The 15133-nt window shown below is 59.2% G+C and carries 16 protein-coding genes and 2 tRNA genes; 6 read left to right on the top strand and 12 right to left on the bottom strand.

Annotated features, from left to right (window positions below; all coding sequences use genetic code 11):
* Positions 1–310 precede the first annotated feature (310 nt).
* Both ACX1DW_RS02025 and ACX1DW_RS02020 read right to left on the bottom strand, forming a co-directional pair.
* Positions 311–760, bottom strand: a complete 450-nt coding sequence (locus tag ACX1DW_RS02025) for a hypothetical protein (RefSeq protein ID WP_054094971.1) — start codon at positions 758–760, stop codon at positions 311–313.
* A gap of 206 nt (positions 761–966) precedes the next feature.
* Positions 967–1179 carry a hypothetical protein gene (locus tag ACX1DW_RS02020; protein WP_081002797.1) on the bottom strand — a complete coding sequence of 71 codons (213 nt, stop codon included), beginning with the start codon at positions 1177–1179 and terminating at the stop codon, positions 967–969.
* Between the two features lie 364 nt (positions 1180–1543).
* On the opposite strand from ACX1DW_RS02020, the gene ACX1DW_RS02015 reads away from it, so the two are divergent.
* The 3 genes from ACX1DW_RS02015 (at position 1544) to ACX1DW_RS02005 (ending at position 3681) form a co-directional block, all read left to right on the top strand.
* Entirely contained in the window at positions 1544–1939 is a 396-nt protein-coding gene (locus tag ACX1DW_RS02015; RefSeq protein WP_238586997.1) for a hypothetical protein, read from the top strand.
* 300 nt (positions 1940–2239) lie between these two features.
* A complete protein-coding gene (locus ACX1DW_RS02010; RefSeq protein ID WP_054094973.1) occupies positions 2240–2452 on the top strand; it encodes a DNA-binding protein in 213 nt (70 codons plus the stop codon).
* Between the two features lie 17 nt (positions 2453–2469).
* Positions 2470–3681: an Arm DNA-binding domain-containing protein gene (locus ACX1DW_RS02005; protein WP_458992660.1), complete on the top strand. Its 1212-nt coding sequence runs from the start codon at positions 2470–2472 to the stop codon at positions 3679–3681.
* A gap of 121 nt (positions 3682–3802) precedes the next feature.
* Here the strand turns inward: ACX1DW_RS02005 and ACX1DW_RS02000 are convergent.
* The 4 genes from ACX1DW_RS02000 to dapA form a co-directional block, all read right to left on the bottom strand.
* Positions 3803–3892, bottom strand: a tRNA-Ser gene (locus ACX1DW_RS02000).
* Positions 3893–4008: 116 nt separating this feature from the next.
* Complete coding sequence (locus ACX1DW_RS01995) at positions 4009–4878, bottom strand: phosphoribosylaminoimidazolesuccinocarboxamide synthase (RefSeq protein WP_110776383.1); 870 nt, start codon at positions 4876–4878, stop codon at positions 4009–4011.
* Between the two features lie 94 nt (positions 4879–4972).
* Positions 4973–6073, bottom strand: a complete 1101-nt coding sequence (bamC, locus tag ACX1DW_RS01990; RefSeq protein ID WP_125868027.1) for an outer membrane protein assembly factor BamC — start codon at positions 6071–6073, stop codon at positions 4973–4975.
* A 16-nt stretch (positions 6074–6089) separates the two neighbouring features.
* Positions 6090–6968: a 4-hydroxy-tetrahydrodipicolinate synthase gene (gene dapA, locus ACX1DW_RS01985; protein WP_458992659.1), complete on the bottom strand. Its 879-nt coding sequence runs from the start codon at positions 6966–6968 to the stop codon at positions 6090–6092.
* Positions 6969–7182: 214 nt separating this feature from the next.
* Here dapA and ACX1DW_RS01980 point away from each other — a divergent pair, with 214 nt between their 5' ends.
* Together ACX1DW_RS01980 and ACX1DW_RS01975 are read left to right on the top strand one after the other, a co-directional pair.
* Entirely contained in the window at positions 7183–7743 is a 561-nt protein-coding gene (locus ACX1DW_RS01980) for a glycine cleavage system transcriptional repressor (protein WP_102840064.1), read from the top strand.
* A gap of 21 nt (positions 7744–7764) precedes the next feature.
* Positions 7765–8238 carry a peroxiredoxin gene (locus tag ACX1DW_RS01975; protein WP_102840063.1) on the top strand — a complete coding sequence of 158 codons (474 nt, stop codon included), beginning with the start codon at positions 7765–7767 and terminating at the stop codon, positions 8236–8238.
* Positions 8239–8271: 33 nt separating this feature from the next.
* On the opposite strand, the gene ACX1DW_RS01970 is transcribed toward ACX1DW_RS01975, so the two are convergent.
* Positions 8272–9348, bottom strand: a complete 1077-nt coding sequence (locus ACX1DW_RS01970) for an AI-2E family transporter (protein ID WP_458992658.1) — start codon at positions 9346–9348, stop codon at positions 8272–8274.
* A gap of 20 nt (positions 9349–9368) precedes the next feature.
* The gene (locus ACX1DW_RS01965) at positions 9369–9620 is read right to left on the bottom strand and encodes a sulfurtransferase TusA family protein (RefSeq protein WP_063539771.1); all 252 of its coding nucleotides are present in this window, start codon (positions 9618–9620) and stop codon (positions 9369–9371) included.
* Positions 9621–9730: 110 nt separating this feature from the next.
* On the opposite strand from ACX1DW_RS01965, the gene ACX1DW_RS01960 reads away from it, so the two are divergent.
* Positions 9731–11161, top strand: coding sequence for a M48 family metalloprotease (locus ACX1DW_RS01960; RefSeq protein ID WP_316958179.1), 1431 nt, complete (start codon positions 9731–9733; stop codon positions 11159–11161).
* An 89-nt stretch (positions 11162–11250) separates the two neighbouring features.
* On the opposite strand, the gene nadA is transcribed toward ACX1DW_RS01960, so the two are convergent.
* The 4 genes from nadA to queC form a co-directional block, all read right to left on the bottom strand.
* A complete protein-coding gene (gene nadA, locus ACX1DW_RS01955) occupies positions 11251–12309 on the bottom strand; it encodes a quinolinate synthase NadA (RefSeq protein ID WP_208216385.1) in 1059 nt (352 codons plus the stop codon).
* Between the two features lie 233 nt (positions 12310–12542).
* Positions 12543–14039 (bottom strand): acetyl-CoA hydrolase/transferase family protein, encoded by a 1497-nt coding sequence (locus ACX1DW_RS01950; RefSeq protein WP_133456572.1) that lies wholly within the window; start codon positions 14037–14039, stop codon positions 12543–12545.
* Positions 14040–14244: 205 nt separating this feature from the next.
* Positions 14245–14320 (bottom strand) — tRNA-Lys (locus tag ACX1DW_RS01945).
* Positions 14321–14425: 105 nt separating this feature from the next.
* A complete protein-coding gene (queC, locus tag ACX1DW_RS01940) occupies positions 14426–15100 on the bottom strand; it encodes a 7-cyano-7-deazaguanine synthase QueC (RefSeq protein ID WP_458992657.1) in 675 nt (224 codons plus the stop codon).
* Positions 15101–15133: the final 33 nt, after the last annotated feature.

Here is a 15133-nt window from a genome sequence, read left to right as displayed (position 1 = left end):
TGGCGCGAGCTTCACAATGGCGAGATGGCAGCTATTGGCCCGTTAGCAGCCCTTAGGGTCACTATCGCTAGCAGCTCTTAACAACGTGCGGAGATGATCGCCCTCCCCGATCTCCGTTGAGGACTCTCCGCATGGTTTTTGGGGCTGGGAAGCGTCTAACAGGCGCCGCTCTGGCAGTTGACTTTGAGGAGCCCAGCCGACCACTGCAGGGCCTTACTATGCGCGCTCGCGCAACTGATCGGCCTAAGATATAACTAACCAGCGCGTGCGACGAGATACTCAGGGCTCGGACTACGTGGTATCGCTACGTTCAATCAGGATCGAAGGGGGAAGAGGCAGCTCTGACAATAGTCGCTTCATGATCAAAATACAGGCGATCACCGAGCGCATCCATTCCATACGGGTTGCCCATAACATCGAAGCAGCTATCCATCATCGGCATGCCGTTGACCGGGTTGATCAGGCTGCCTTCCATGAATTCGACGCAGGCGGTTGAAGAGCCGGATAAAAAATTATCTGCCTGAGCCTGTGCGTCTGGCTCAGACCAGGCAGCGTAGTCGTCAAACGAGAAAGTCACTTCCACTCCCTCCCGTAAGACCGAACCCAGAGATTGGTCGCACGCGTGTTCGTGGCGAATACCGAGACCGTCGTGCACGACGACAGCCTTTCCTCGGTTGGGATAAATTACGGTTGTGTACGCCGACCTATCTGGCCGAACGATGGCGGTGAACAGACTGGCAAATTTGCTAAAGAAGCTCATGGCTGTCTCCTTGGTCGTGATTACCTACAGCACCCCCACCTCCTGAAGCGAAGCAAATGCTTAGCAGGCGGGAGCATGTTGATCGGGTGAGCCTTATTCGCTCTTTCAAGAATTTTTGAATGGTCATGGCCAAGACCTAAAAATCGGAGACTGATCTGGATAGCCAAGCGAATTAATAGTCAATGTGTCGCGAGAGTTTCAGCTCTTTAAAACCATTGCATTCCAGAATCACGGCAACCCTTGACTGTGAGCTGTCGACATTTCTTCTCTCCATCGTAACTTTCAAGTTGCATGCGGATAAAATCGCTCTCACTGCCACCACTGCGGCGTACAAGCACCGTCACCTCGACTTCGTAGAATCCATCCTGCAATTCTGCGACCGTGACGATATCCTCCACATGCTGATATATTTTTTCCATATTGTTTTCCTCAACTGAAAGAATGAGTTGTGCACCCCTTGCCGGAGGCGGACCGAAGCCCGGAGCAATGGTGCACTGCCGGTGTTATTGGACACCGCCGGCCGATCCGGCCGCATTATCTGGCGACCTCAGCTGCAATCTGCTTTTAAAGTACCTGACAATCCAACCACAGCAAGATCGATCCGCAGTCACTCCAAAAATGATTTATCGTCGGAACCCGACAGGGGTCTAGATATTCCGAACAAAAGCTTTCTCGGAAGATTACCCAACTACGTCTAATTACGCTTTTTTGTGGTTTAGAAGAGGCACGGCATCCGGTGTTTTATGGAAAATAGCTCCTGCAAGCCACCAAAAGGAGCCGCATATGGAAACCCCCACCCCGATTCCCTTGCCTATGGCATTTCTAAACCAGCTGAACGAGGTAACGACTAGCTACTCTCAGCAGGTAGTAGATGAGTACATGAACGACCCTGCTGCGCCCACTCACAAATACCGCCCGCAGGTCATCGGCCATGAGGGCATTTCTATTCCTGCCTGGTACAGGTGCGACGCCCTAAGCCACCACTGGAGTGCGATCGAATCCAACTTGAACAACCGTTTTCGCAGAAACTCTTTCCGCGCGGCCGATTCTGAAGAGCTGGAAGTCATAATTGCTACCGAGAGACATTTGGCATTGAGCAGGGGGATTCTGTTCTACCTGCTTTCGCTGAAAAAAAGCATTGAAACGTCTCAGCAGTATGAAAGAGAAATCCTGAAATAGCATTGAATGGAAATATTCAGCGCAGCACCCTACGCCTGATACATTGCATCAGGTGTTTTTATTATGAAAACTAGAGAAATACAGTCGCTTACAAAACTGCTGACCGACTGACCCAAACCGGGTTATACAGCGACCAGGCTAGAGGGCATGAATTCCCAGTCCTATTCAGACAGCAAATCATCATAAAAAATCGGATCTCCACGCTCATCCTTCCAACTCCAATTTTCCCTCAATTAGACGACTTCCAGCTGCCAACGCCGGTGATATAAATATCTCGTCAGCCTAACTAACGAGATAAATATGAACACTCACAAACATCAGTCCTGGGTTGCGCCGGGCCTCTGGTTCCGTCAGAACCTGTTGGAGTCTATTTTTGACATTAGCAAGGAAGCAGCCCGAAAGTATCGGTCCAACGGCCTCTGGCTGGAGGGGAAGCACTGGCGAACCGATCCGGCCAACCGAATCGTTTATAACCGTGTGGAGATCGAAAACTGGCTGGGCGGCCACTCTTGAAGCCCCTCCCGACTGAAGTGAAGCTGCCTTCCGGAGTAGAACTCAACGGGAAGCGGCTTCGCATTTCGTTCATGTATCGCGGTCAGCGCTGCCGGGAGTCGGTACCTGGCATCGCCAAAATCAACAAAGCTAGCGTTGCCTACGCTGACAATAAGCGTCGTACGATCCTGGCAGAGATCAAAGAAGGCCGCTTCGACTATGCGGCACACTTTCCAGAATCTTCTCGGGCAGCCGCTTTCTCAGGTATCAGCGGCCCAGGTATCAATCGGACGGTGAAAGAAGGCCTCGACCGCTGGCTTGAGGTGCAGCGTGCCAAGAAGGCAACCAGCACCGTGATCAACTACGTCAGCAAGGCGCGTCACGTCGAAGCTAAGCTCGGGGAGCGGCGCATCAACGAGGTCAGCAAGTCTGACTTGGAACTGTTCCAGGCTCACCTACTCAAGGGAGGCTTGTCACCGAAGACGGTGAACGACATTTTCACGGTAGTACGCGGCGTATGGGCCGATGCATTCAGCGACGGGATCATTAAGACCAATCCGCTTGAGCGTATTTCCAACATCGACACGGACGCCGAGATCGAGCATGCGGACCCGTTCACCCGTGAAGAGATCGAGCTGATCGCCGCGGCGGACCCTAATCGTCGGCCAGATGTGAGGATGATCCTGTTCAACTGCTGGGCCGGGTTGTCCCTATCAGAAATCGTAGCGCTCGCAGTTGAGGATATTGATCTCGACGCCGGACTGCTGCGGGTGCGCCGCGCGCTGGTAGTCGGAGAATTTAAGGTGCCTAAGGAGCGCTCACGCACGCGAACGGTAGAGCTGATCGATCCGGCCATTGAGCTGTTACGCGAAGCCATGGCCGAAGCAGAGCACGCCTCTCCCGTAGCCATTGCTGTTACTCAGCGCGATAACGTAACCAAGCGCACAGAGTCAATTCGCCTCCTGTTCCGAAGCTCGACCAGCGGCCTGCCGTGGAACGGTAAAACAGTGAGCACCTGGTTCACTTCGCATCTAAAGAAAGCCGGCGTCCGCCACCGCGGAGCCAACCAGTGCCGGCATACGTTCGCCAGCCAGGCGCTATCCAGCTACGTTCCGGCGGAATGGGTCGCGCGCCAGCTCGGCCACACCGACACAACAATGGTACGCAAGCACTACGGTCGCTGGATTCCCTCGGACACCAAAAGCATGGCGGCCATCGTGTCGCAGATGATGGGCTTCAGGACGGATTAGACCGGCATTGAGCGGCTTCGAAAGCCATTCTTTTGTCCTAAAACTGTCCTAAACGAGACGCCAGACACAAGAAAGCCCCGCTGCATGCTTAGTGCGGCGGGGCTTTCAGGTTTTATATTAGTGGCGGAGAGATAGGGATTTGAACCCTAGGTACCCGCGAAGGTACAACGGATTTCGAATCCGTCCCGTTCGGCCACTCCGGCATCTCTCCAGCGGCGCGCATCATAGCAGCTGGATCGGCTTTGTCGAACCCCAACTGCACAGATTTTTTACCGTTTTTCAGCCGCTTGCACGGTCGGGCAGTCGATTCCGGCCGCCCGACACTCTTCAGGCGGTCAGCCGTGTCAGTGCTTCGCGATACTTGTCGGCGGTTTTCTGTGCGACCTCTGCGGGCACGGCAGGCGCAGGGGGCTGCTTGTTCCAGCCAGTGGACTCCAGCCAGTCGCGGACGAATTGCTTGTCGAAGCTCGGTGGGTTCTTGCCCTCTTCATAGCTGTCGGCAGGCCAGAAACGGCTAGAGTCGGGTGTCAGTACCTCGTCCATCAGGGTCAGGGTGCCGTCTTCATCGAGGCCGAACTCGAACTTGGTATCAGCAATGATGATTCCGCGGGTGGCCGCGTATTCGACGGCTGCGCTGTAGAGCGCGATAGACACGTCACGCACCTGCGCAGCCAGCTCCTTGCCGATGATCGCCTCGCATTGCTCGAAGGAGATGTTCTCGTCGTGGTCGCCTACCGCGGCCTTGGTCGAGGGGGTGAAGATCGGCTGCGGCAGCTTGGCAGCTTCCTTCAGGCCTGCGGGCAGCTGGATGCCACAGACGGTGCCGCTCTTCTGATATTCCTTCCACCCTGAGCCGACGATATAGCCGCGCACGATCGCCTCTACCGCAACCGGCTTGAGACGCTTGGCGACAACGGCACGCCCTTCGACCAGCGGCAACTCGTCAGCCGGCACCACGTCCTCGACCTTGTCGCCGGTGAAGTGATTGGGAATCAGGCCCTTGAGCTTGTCGAACCAGAAGTTGGAGATGGCGGTCAGGATCTTGCCCTTCTCCGGAATCGGCTCGGCAAGGATCACGTCGAAGGCCGACAGGCGGTCGGTGGCGACCATGAGCATGCGCTTTTCGTCGATCTCGTAAAGGTCGCGAACCTTGCCCGAGTAGATCTTCTTCAGGCTGAGGGCGGTGGGAGTGGTCATACGCAAATTTCCGCAGTTGGCAGGTCAGCAGAAACGAAACAGGCGAAACCATGGGTTTCGCCTATCCGTGTTCGTGTAACGGGGCAGCTCGCAGTCAGCCCAGGTTGTCCTTGATCAGACTGAGCACCCGACGGGCGACGTCCGCTGGCGCAACGGTATCGATGCTCTTGTCCAGCGTCACCTGCACTCCGTTGCCAGCACGGGTCAGCCGCACCTGATAGCGCTCGGCACGTGCCTCGATCTCGTCCTTGTCCGGAGCACCACCGAACAGCCGGCTGAAGAAACCAGGCTTGTCATCCGGATCGTTGGCACCCTCACTGAGGTTCACGTAATACACGCCCAGGCTACGATCTAGGTCCTCGACACGCACATCGGCGGCCTGCAAGGCACGACCAATGCTGGACCAGGCCCGGTCGAAATCGCTGTCCAGCTGCAGGGTCGGATTGCCGCTTCCATCCTCGGTCAGATTGACACGGCTAGGCGCATCGAAGTCGCGCTCGGCCAGCAGTGAAACGGAGCCGCCCTGCTGCGAACTGCGATCCAGACTGGCCTGCAGTTCGTCAAGCAGTACCCGATCGAGTTCCTTGTTGCTGGAGGTTTCCGGCCAGGCGACATCGGTGCTGCTGCCAGCCGGACGCTTTACGCTAACCACGAAGATCTCACTGGTGTTGCGCTGCACGCCGGGCTCAACCCGGACACGCACGCGGGTTTCGCCTTCCTGGATACCCAGATCGCGAACCAGCTCATCGTTCAAGTCGGCGGCGGTCTGCCAGGCGGTGACGAACTCGCCAGTCTGACGCCGCTCTTCAGCGATGCTGAAGCCGTTGTCGGTGAAGAACTGCCGGGCTGCGACCCAAACCTGCGACGGCGCATATTGCGCCACGAGCCAGCGCGTTTCGCCAGCGGACTGCACGCTGAAATCGCTGGTATCAGCGGCAACGGCCAGACGCTGGGGGCGCGGGACTTCATATTTGCCTGTCGCGCTGGTATCGGCGACTTGCTGTGGGATTGGCAACAGCGGATCGAGCGGCCGGGTCTCCCCTTCGACAGGGACCTGCATCGGCGCTGTCTGACGTGCCGACAGATAGTCGCTGCCACGGTCACGGAAATATCCTTCGTCGCCCCATAGCCAACCGCAGCCGCTGGTGGTGGAAATGATCAGGGCAAGGGTCGAGAGTCCGGCCAGTCGCTTCATGCGTATTCCTTTGTTATTAAGCCAGCACGCCGGTTTGGCGCATTGCCTGGCGCAGCGGTTCCTGGAAGCTCTGACTGAGCCAGGTCAACGGCAGACGGATGCCGTTACCCATCAGGCCCATCTCGTGCAATGCCCATTTGACCGGAATCGGATTGGCTTCCAGAAACAGCGCGCGATGCAGCGGCATCAGGCGCTCGTTGATGGCGCGAGCAGTGGTGGCATCACCGGCCATCGCAGCGGCGCAGAGATCGCTCATGGCACGCGGCGCGACGTTTGCGGTCACGGAGATATTGCCCTTGCCGCCCATCAGCATCAGTTCGACGGCAGTGGGATCGTCACCCGAGTACACGAGAAAGTCCTTGTTGACGCGATCCAGCACTTCCTGGCCGCGCTTGAGGTCACCCGTGGCCTCCTTGATACCAATGATGTTGGATATCTTGGACAGACGCTCCACGGTATCCGGCAGCATGTCGCAAACGGTACGACCGGGCACGTTGTAGAGAATCTGCGGAATCGCCACGGCTTCGGCGATGTGCTTGAAATGCAGGTACAGGCCTTCCTGGGTCGGCTTGTTGTAGTAAGGCGTCACCAGCAGGCAGGCATCGGCGCCGGCGGCCTTAGCGTTCTCGGTCAGCTCGACTGCTTCGCTGGTGGAGTTGGCGCCCGTTCCGGCGATCACTGGAATGCGGCCATTGACCTGGTCGACGACACGCCGGATGACTTCGATGTGCTCGGCGACGCTGAGCGTAGCCGACTCGCCGGTGGTCCCGACAGCAACGATTGCATTGGTGCCTTCCTGCAAATGGAAGTCCACCAGTTTGCTCAGGCTGTCCCAGTCCAGACCGCCTTGCGCATCCATGGGCGTGACCAGCGCCACCATACTGCCCGCAATCATGCAACCACTCCTGCCGGATTCGAAAAAGAGGCGTAATGGTACAAGGCTCCCCGGCGCTTTGCGAGTAGCCTGAGCGCTGGTCTGACACAGTGGCAGGCTCCGCCGCTGCCAGCAGCCGCGTGGCGTTACGCATTCCCTCCGAAGGCGCTTTTCGCTACCCTTAGCCGTTTTCGGCTTGGCTGGCCGACCGATTCACCACCGCCAGGAACGCTGCATGTCCACCCCCCCTCTACCTCGCGAACAATTTCTCGTCATCAGCGCCCTCGGCGCCAACCCCATGGAGCTGACCAATGTGCTCTGCCGAGCCGCCAACGAGAACCGCTGCGCGGTGGTCAGTACGCGGTTGACGCGCCATGGTGCCTGCAGCGCACTGGTCCTCGAAGTCGCCGGCAGCTGGGATGCCTTGGCCCGCATGGAAGCCGGATTGCCGGGCCTGTCGAAAAAGCATGCGTTCACGTCCAATGTGGTCCGCAGCGAGGCGCTGGAAAGCCGCCCGCAAGCCCTGCCGTATGTAGCCTACGTGAGCGCGGTCTATCGTCCGGACATCCTCAACGAGCTTTGCCAGTTCTTCATCGATCATCGCGTAGAACTGGAAAGCCTGACCTGTGACACCTACCAGGCCCCGCAGACCGGCGGCACCATGCTCAACGCCACATTGACGGTGACGCTGCCCGCCGGCACCCAGATCAGCTGGCTGCGGGACCAGTTTCTAGACTTCGCCGATGCGCTCAATCTCGACGCACTGATCGAGCCGTGGCGCCCTCAGAATCCGTAAGGTCCCAGTACAGGAGCCAACATGGCCGTCGAAATCGATCATCCCGTTCCGCACTTCCAGGCGCAGGCAACCAGCAGCCAGGTCGTCAGCCCCGAAACATTCGCCGGCAAGCAGGTCGTGCTGTACTTTTACCCGAAGGACAACACCCCGGGCTGCACGACCGAAGGTCAGGGGTTTCGCGACCATCACCAGGCCTTCCTGGCAGCCGACACCCTGGTTTTCGGGGTATCGCGCGACAGCCTGAAAACCCATGAGAATTTCCGCGCCAAGCAGGGCTTCCCATTCGAGCTGATCAGCGACAAGGACGAGCAACTCTGCCAGCTGTTCGACGTCATCAAGCTGAAGAAACTCTATGGAAAGGAATATCTGGGCGTCGACCGGAGCACCTTCCTTATTGACCGCAACGGGGTCTTGCGCCGCGAATGGCGCAGCGTGAAGGTTCCAGGTCACGTGGAGGCGGTGCTGGAGGCCGCTCAGGCACTGAATCAAGGTTGATACAACGGCGGCGGCCTGCAGCCGCCGCGTCGCTCATTCGCCCGTTTCGACCACGACCGCCGCAGCCTCGCGCGGCCAGGCATACAGAACGGCCTTGAACAGGGTGGCCAGCGGGATCGCGAAGAATACCCCCCAGAAACCCCAGAGCCCACCGAACAGCAACACGGCGCAGATGATCGCCACCGGGTGCAGGTTCACCGCCTCGGAGAACAGCAGGGGTACCAGCACGTTGCCATCCAGCGTCTGGATGATCGCGTAAGCCACCATCAGGTAGAAGAACTGGTCTCCCAGCCCCCACTGGAATATCCCGATCAGTGCGATCGGAATGGTCACGACCGTCGCGCCGATATAGGGCACCACGACCGAGACGCCGACCAGCATCGCCATCAGCGCGGCATAGTTGAGCCCCAGAGCCGCGAAGACCGCATACGACACCACGGCACAGATCAGGATCTCGATGGCCTTGCCCCGAATGTAATTGGCGATCTGCAGGTTCATCTCCTGAGAGACCTGAGTGATCAAACCACGCTCGCGCGGAAGGTAGCCCTTGATCCAGTCGCTGATCTGCTCGCGATCCTTGAGAAAGAAGAACACCAGGATCGGCACCAGCACCAGATAGATCATCAGCCCGATCAGCAACGGCAGGCTCGACAGCGACGACGTCAGCACCAGCTGGCCGTAGCGGCCGATCTCGCCACGCATGAAGTCGATACCACGCAGCACCTGCTCTTCGGTGATCAACTGCGGATAGCGCTCCGGCAGCAGCAACAGCAGCGCCTGCCACTCCACCAGCATGCGTGGCAGCTCGTTGAAAAGTGTCAGCACCTGCTGCCAGAGCAGCGGCACGATGAACAGCATGCAAACCACCAGCACGCCGATGAACATCAGGAACACCAGCCATACCGCAAGCAGGTGCGGCACCCGCCGACGCTCCATGGCGCCCACCAACCCCTGCATCAGGAACGCCAGTACCAAACCAGCCAACACCGGCGCCAACATCTTGCCAAGCGTCAGAACAACCGCGAATGCAAGAAACAGCAGTATCGCGAGGACGATCGCTTCCTCGTGCGAAAAGTAACGCTGCATCCAGCCACGAAAAACCTTGAGCATGTGAACCCCCGTACCGGATGTCAGGCCTTGCGCAGCCAGTAGCGATACAGGTCGCCCTCGACCTCTTCGTGGACGAGGGTGTGCCCGGCCAACCTGGCGAAACTGCGAAAATCACGCTGCGAGCCCGGATCGCTCGCCGTAACCTTTAGGACAGCGCCGCTGGCCAGGCGATTGAGCTCCAGCTTGGCCTTGAGCAGGGGCATCGGGCAATCAAGCCCGACGGCATCGAGTTCGGCGTCGAAGGCAATTGCCTGCGAGGGTGCATCAGACATCATGAGCCTCCATGGAAAAGCCCGGCAGCATACCTAGCCCAGCAGGGCTCTGGCCAGCCGGCCAAGGTCAAGGCTACAGTAGCTGCTCTTATTTCTAAGAGCCCGCCTGGATGAAACTGCTGCGCCCTGCCTTCCTCACGCTCGCCTGCCTGTTCGCCCAGCCAAGCCTGTCCAATGAGCTGCCTTCGCTGGGCGATGCCAGCTCGGGCATCGTCTCCCCGGAACAGGAACACCTGCTCGGACGCGCCTGGCTCAGCCTGCTGCGTGGCCAGGTCAAGCAGCTTTCCGACCCCCAACTCAAGGACTACGTGGAAAGCAGCGTGTACCGCCTGGCTGAAACCAGTCAGCTGCAGGATCGGCGCCTCGAATTTGTCCTGCTCGATAGCCCTCAGCTCAACGCCTTTGCGGCACCGGGCGGCATTATCGGCGTCAACGGCGGGCTGTTTATCCATGCGCAAACCGAAGCTGAGTATGCGTCGGTGATGGCGCACGAACTGGCCCACCTTTCACAGCGGCATTTCGCTCGCGGCCTGGAAGCCCAGCAGCGCATGCAGCTGCCGATGATGGCCGCCATGCTCGCTGGCGTCGTGGCGGCTGCAGCCGGTGCCGGCGATGCGGGCATTGCCGCGATCGTCTCCACCCAGGCCGCGGCCATCCAGGCACAGCGCCGCTTCTCCCGACAGAACGAGCAGGAGGCCGATCGCATTGGCATCGTCAACCTCGAACGCGCCGGCTACGATCCACGCGCCATGCCCTCGATGTTCGGCCGGCTGATGCGCCAGTATCGCTATGACCAGAAGCCGCCGGAGTTCCTTCTGACCCACCCGGTCAGCGAATCGCGCATCGCCGACACCACCAACCGAGCCGAGCAATACGCACAAGGCGGCACCCAGGACAGCCTGCGCTACCAGTTGATGCGGGCGCGCACGCAACTCAAGTTCGAAAGCACGCCCGGCGTCGGAGCCAAACGTTTCCGTGCGATGCTCGATGAGAATCCGGAGATGGACGCCGCCCGCTACGGGCTGGCGCTGGCGCAGATGAAGGCCGGACAGCTCGCCGATGCGGCGAACAGCCTGGCGCCGCTACTGGCCAAGGCACCGGACGACCTCACCTACAATCTCGCACAGGTCGAACTCGACATCACCGCCAATCGCCTGCAGCACGCTCAGACCCGCCTGCAGCGCCTGCTCCAGCTGTATCCGGGTAACTACCCGGTGCGCCAGATGCACATCGATCTATTGATGGAACGGGGCGAGACACAACAAGCCGAGCGTGAACTGGACAAACTGGCGGAGCAGCGCCACCGTGACCCGGATATCTGGTACCAGGTCGCCGAGGTCCGCGGACTGAGCGGAAACATCGTCGGCCTGCATCAGGCGCGCGCCGAATACTTCGCGCTGGTCGGCGACTACGACCAGGCAATCGAGCAGCTCGATCTTGCCAAGCGACGAGCCAGCAATTTCCAGGTTGGCGCGCGAATCGACGCCAGGCAGAAGCAGCTGATCGAAGAGAAGCGCATGGTCGAGGACATGCTGCGCTGATCAGCGCAGCGCCGTCATCCACGCACACTGCACCAACGAAAAGGCCACGCTCGACGATGCATGGCCTTGGCTCACCGCAGAATGTGGACTCAGGCGTTACCGGCCTGCTTCAACCGTGCCGCCTGGGTGAAATCGAGCATTCGCTTGAGCGGCTTCACCGCCCGCGGAATCAGTGCCGGGTCGACAAAGATTTCGTTGCTTCCGGTACGCAGGCAGTCCAGGGTGCGCTCAAGGGTATTCATCGCCATCCACGGGCAATGCGCACAGCTGCGACAGGTCGCGCCCTGCCCCGCCGTCGGCGCCTCAATGAAGGTCTTCTCCGGACACAGCTGCTGCATCTTGTAGAAGATCCCGCGGTCGGTTGCCACGATCAGGGTCTGCTGCGGCAGGGTCTGCGCGGCCTTGATCAGCTGGCTGGTGGAACCCACTGCGTCGGCCAGCTCGACAACCGCTTGCGGCGACTCCGGATGGACCAGAATTGCCGCATCCGGATACAGCGCCTTCATGTCGGCCAGCTGCTTGGCCTTGAATTCCTCATGCACGATGCAGGCGCCATCCCAGAGCAGGATATCCGCACCGGTTTCGCGCTGGACGTAATTGCCCAAATGCTTGTCCGGCGCCCAGATGATTTTCTCACCGTTATCCATCAGGCTCTCGACGATCTCCAACGCGCAACTGGATGTCACCACCCAGTCGGCACGTGCTTTCACCGCTGCGGAGGTATTGGCATACACCACCACCGTACGGTCGGGATGCTGGTCGCAGAACGCGGAAAACTCTTCGACCGGGCAACCCAGATCGAGCGAACAAGTCGCCTCGAGAGTAGGCATCAGCACGCGCTTTTCCGGATTGAGGATCTTCGCCGTTTCACCCATGAACTTGACGCCGGCCACCACGACCGTCTGCGCCGGGTGTTCATTGCCGAAACGTGCCATTTCCAGCGAGTCGGAAACGCAACCGCCGGTCTCCTCGGCCAGCGCCTGGATCACTGGATCTGTGTAGTAATGCGCCACCAGCACCGCATTCTGGCGCTTCAACTCGGCAGCGATCTCGCTGCGCAACATAGCCTCCTGCTCAGGCGTAAGCGGCTGGGGTTGCTTGGCCGCCAGGTGTGCCTGCACAAGGATGCGTTCGGGTATCTGCGTCATGGTTGCGGGTCCTGCCAACACGGGATTGCACGAAGCGCCAGGTAGCACGGCGGCATCGGTAACGTCGGGCTTGTCGATAAGACGGGAGGAGCAGGATTCGGGCGAGGCTCCTGCCATTCGACGGGGCAGGAATACTAGCCGATGCATTGGCAAAAGGGAAAGCATCGGGCGCGGGGGTGGTTTTCGCAGCCGCAAACGAAAACCGCCGGCTGTGCGCCGGCGGTTTCTGTGGATCACTCGCCTTTGAGCATGTGACCGCGTTCTTCCAGGTTGATGTGCCACTGCATGGCCTCGCGCAGCAGGTGCGGGGTCTGGCCACCTTTCTTGCAGGCATCCTCGAAGTACTTGTTCAGCACATCGCGGTAGGATGGATGCACACAGTTGTCGATGATCACACGGGCACGCTCGCGCGGTGCCAGGCCACGCAAGTCAGCCAGACCCTGCTCGGTCACCAGGATCTCGACGTCGTGTTCAGTATGGTCAACGTGAGCGACCATCGGCACGACGCTGGAAATGTTGCCACCCTTGGCGATCGACTTGGTCACGAAGATAGCCAGGTGAGCGTTGCGCGCGAAGTCGCCCGAACCACCGATACCATTCATCATCTTGGTGCCGCCCACGTGGGTGGAGTTGACGTTACCGTAGATGTCGAACTCCAGCGCAGTGTTGATGCCGATGATGCCGAGGCGGCGCACCAGTTCCGGATGGTTGGAGATTTCCTGCGGACGCAGCACCAGCTTGTCCTTGTACTTTTCCAGGTTGCCGAACACGCGATCGTTGCAACGCTCGGAAAGCGTGATGGAGCAACCGGAAGCAAAGGTCATCTTGCCGGCGTCGATCAGCTCGAAGGTGCAGTCCTGCAGTACTTCGGAGTACATCACCAGGTCTTCGAACGGCGAGTCGATCAGACCGCACATAACGGCGTTGGCGATGTTGCCAATGCCAACCTGCATCGGGCCGAGGTTTTTTGCCATGCGACCGGCAGCCACTTCGGTCTTGAAGAACTCGACCAGGTGATTGGCGATGGCCTGGGTTTCTTCGTCCGGCGGCGTGACGGTCGAGTAGGAGTCAGGTTGATTGGTGATCACGATTGCGGCGATCTTGGCCGGGTCGACCGGGATGGCTGCGCTGCCGAGACGATCATCGACCTTGGTCAACGGGATCGGGCCACGGTTCGGACGCTCGCCTGGGAAGTAAATATCGTGCAGACCTTCCAGGTTCAGGTTGTGTGCCAGGTTCAGCTCGATGATCACCTGATCAGCGAACATGGCCAGGTTGGCCGAGTTGCCCACGGAGGTGGTCGGCACGATGTGGCCTTGCTCGGTGATGCACAGCGCTTCGACGATGGTGACGTCGGGACGCTTGATCTGATGGTTGCGCATCTGCTCCACGGTGTGCGACAGGTGCTGGTCGATGAACATGACCTCACCCGCGTTGATCGCCTTGCGCAGTACCGGGTCGGCCTGGAACGGCATGCGGCGGGCCAGCAGACCGGCAGACGCCATCTTGCCATCGAGATCGTTACCCAGGCTGGCACCGGTGACCAGGCTGATCTGCAGCTTCTCGTCCTTGGCACGGTCAATCAACGCAAGAGGTACGGCCTTGGCTTCACCCGCACGGGTGAAGCCGCTCATGCCAACGGTCATGCCGTCGCGAATAAGGGAAGCAGCCTCGTGGGCGCTCATGACCTTGTTCTGCAGAGAGGACAAGCGGATGCGATCAGAATACATTTGAGCCTCGAACCAACGGACAAATCAGGGGGGGGGGGGCGCAGTCTATTACGTTTAAAAACGCTTGAGCCATCTACTAAGGTCGTAGAGAAAAACGCTGTTTATGGACAGATGTATGACTCAAGCGAAGCGGCAAAAAACTGCGGATATAAAAAAGCCGGATGACCTGATGGCCTCCGGCTTTTCTTGCTCCAAGGGAGCGATATGGTGGGTCGTGTAGGATTCGAACCTACGACCAATTGGTTAAAAGCCAACTGCTCTACCAACTGAGCTAACGACCCGATGCGGTGCGCATGATACTGATTTGATTGATGAAAACAAACTTTTTTTTAAAAAAGTTTCACCCGTAGCAGTCGCGTGAGCGACGCCGCACCGGAAACCCATCTTCAGAAATAGCGCGTCGGATCTGTCAGCCCGGCTTCGGCAAAACCAGCCGACCGCAATCTGCAACTGTCGCACTTGCCGCAGGCGCGACCGTCTTCATCCGCCTGATAGCAGGAGACCGTCATCGCATAGTCGACACCCAACCGGCTTCCCTCCTGGACGATCTGCGCCTTGCTGAGATTCTGCAGCGGCGCCTGAATGCGGAACCCCTGCCCTTCGACCCCGGCCTTGGTGGCAAGATTGGCCATCCGCTCGAAGGCCGCGACGAACTCCGGCCGGCAATCGGGGTAACCGGAATAGTCCACCGCATTGACGCCAATGAAAATATCACGGGCACCCAGCACTTCAGCCCAGCCCAGAGCCAGCGACAGGAAGACGGTATTGCGCGCCGGTACGTAGGTCACGGGAATTCCCTCACCGGGTACCTCCGGCACATCGATGCTGGCGTCGGTCAATGCCGAGCCGCCGATGCCGTTGAGGTTCAGTCCGATGACCTTGTGCTCGATAACCCCCAGCTGCTTCGCGACTCGCTCGGCAGCCTGCAGCTCCGCCCGATGGCGCTGGCCGTAATCGAAACTCATGGTGTAACAGGCATAGCCCTGGGCACGCGCCATGGCCACGACGGTCGCCGAATCAAGCCCACCGGATAGCAGGATGACTGCTTTCTTCTCGTTCATTTCCGCGCTTACCTTCAAAACGATTGATGGGCG

Source organism: Stutzerimonas sp. KH-1 (assembly GCF_054483855.1).
This window is presented reverse-complemented; position numbering and strand designations above follow the sequence as displayed.

What these genes read in the sequence shown, in the direction of transcription:
- ACX1DW_RS02025 (WP_054094971.1), bottom strand. Translation starts at nt 760, where the DNA reads ATGAGCTTCTTTAGCAAATTTGCCAGTCTGTTCACCGCCATCGTTCGG.
- ACX1DW_RS02020 (WP_081002797.1), bottom strand. Translation starts at nt 1,179, where the DNA reads ATGGAAAAAATATATCAGCATGTGGAGGATATCGTCACGGTCGCAGAA.
- ACX1DW_RS02015 (WP_238586997.1), top strand. Translation starts at nt 1,544, where the DNA reads ATGGAAACCCCCACCCCGATTCCCTTGCCTATGGCATTTCTAAACCAG.
- ACX1DW_RS02010 (WP_054094973.1), top strand. Translation starts at nt 2,240, where the DNA reads ATGAACACTCACAAACATCAGTCCTGGGTTGCGCCGGGCCTCTGGTTC.
- ACX1DW_RS01995 (WP_110776383.1), bottom strand. Translation starts at nt 4,878, where the DNA reads ATGACCACTCCCACCGCCCTCAGCCTGAAGAAGATCTACTCGGGCAAG.
- bamC (WP_125868027.1), bottom strand. Translation starts at nt 6,073, where the DNA reads ATGAAGCGACTGGCCGGACTCTCGACCCTTGCCCTGATCATTTCCACC.
- dapA (WP_458992659.1), bottom strand. Translation starts at nt 6,968, where the DNA reads ATGATTGCGGGCAGTATGGTGGCGCTGGTCACGCCCATGGATGCGCAA.
- ACX1DW_RS01980 (WP_102840064.1), top strand. Translation starts at nt 7,183, where the DNA reads ATGTCCACCCCCCCTCTACCTCGCGAACAATTTCTCGTCATCAGCGCC.
- ACX1DW_RS01975 (WP_102840063.1), top strand. Translation starts at nt 7,765, where the DNA reads ATGGCCGTCGAAATCGATCATCCCGTTCCGCACTTCCAGGCGCAGGCA.
- ACX1DW_RS01970 (WP_458992658.1), bottom strand. Translation starts at nt 9,348, where the DNA reads ATGCTCAAGGTTTTTCGTGGCTGGATGCAGCGTTACTTTTCGCACGAG.
- ACX1DW_RS01965 (WP_063539771.1), bottom strand. Translation starts at nt 9,620, where the DNA reads ATGTCTGATGCACCCTCGCAGGCAATTGCCTTCGACGCCGAACTCGAT.
- ACX1DW_RS01960 (WP_316958179.1), top strand. Translation starts at nt 9,731, where the DNA reads ATGAAACTGCTGCGCCCTGCCTTCCTCACGCTCGCCTGCCTGTTCGCC.
- nadA (WP_208216385.1), bottom strand. Translation starts at nt 12,309, where the DNA reads ATGACGCAGATACCCGAACGCATCCTTGTGCAGGCACACCTGGCGGCC.
- ACX1DW_RS01950 (WP_133456572.1), bottom strand. Translation starts at nt 14,039, where the DNA reads ATGTATTCTGATCGCATCCGCTTGTCCTCTCTGCAGAACAAGGTCATG.
- queC (WP_458992657.1), bottom strand. Translation starts at nt 15,100, where the DNA reads ATGAACGAGAAGAAAGCAGTCATCCTGCTATCCGGTGGGCTTGATTCG.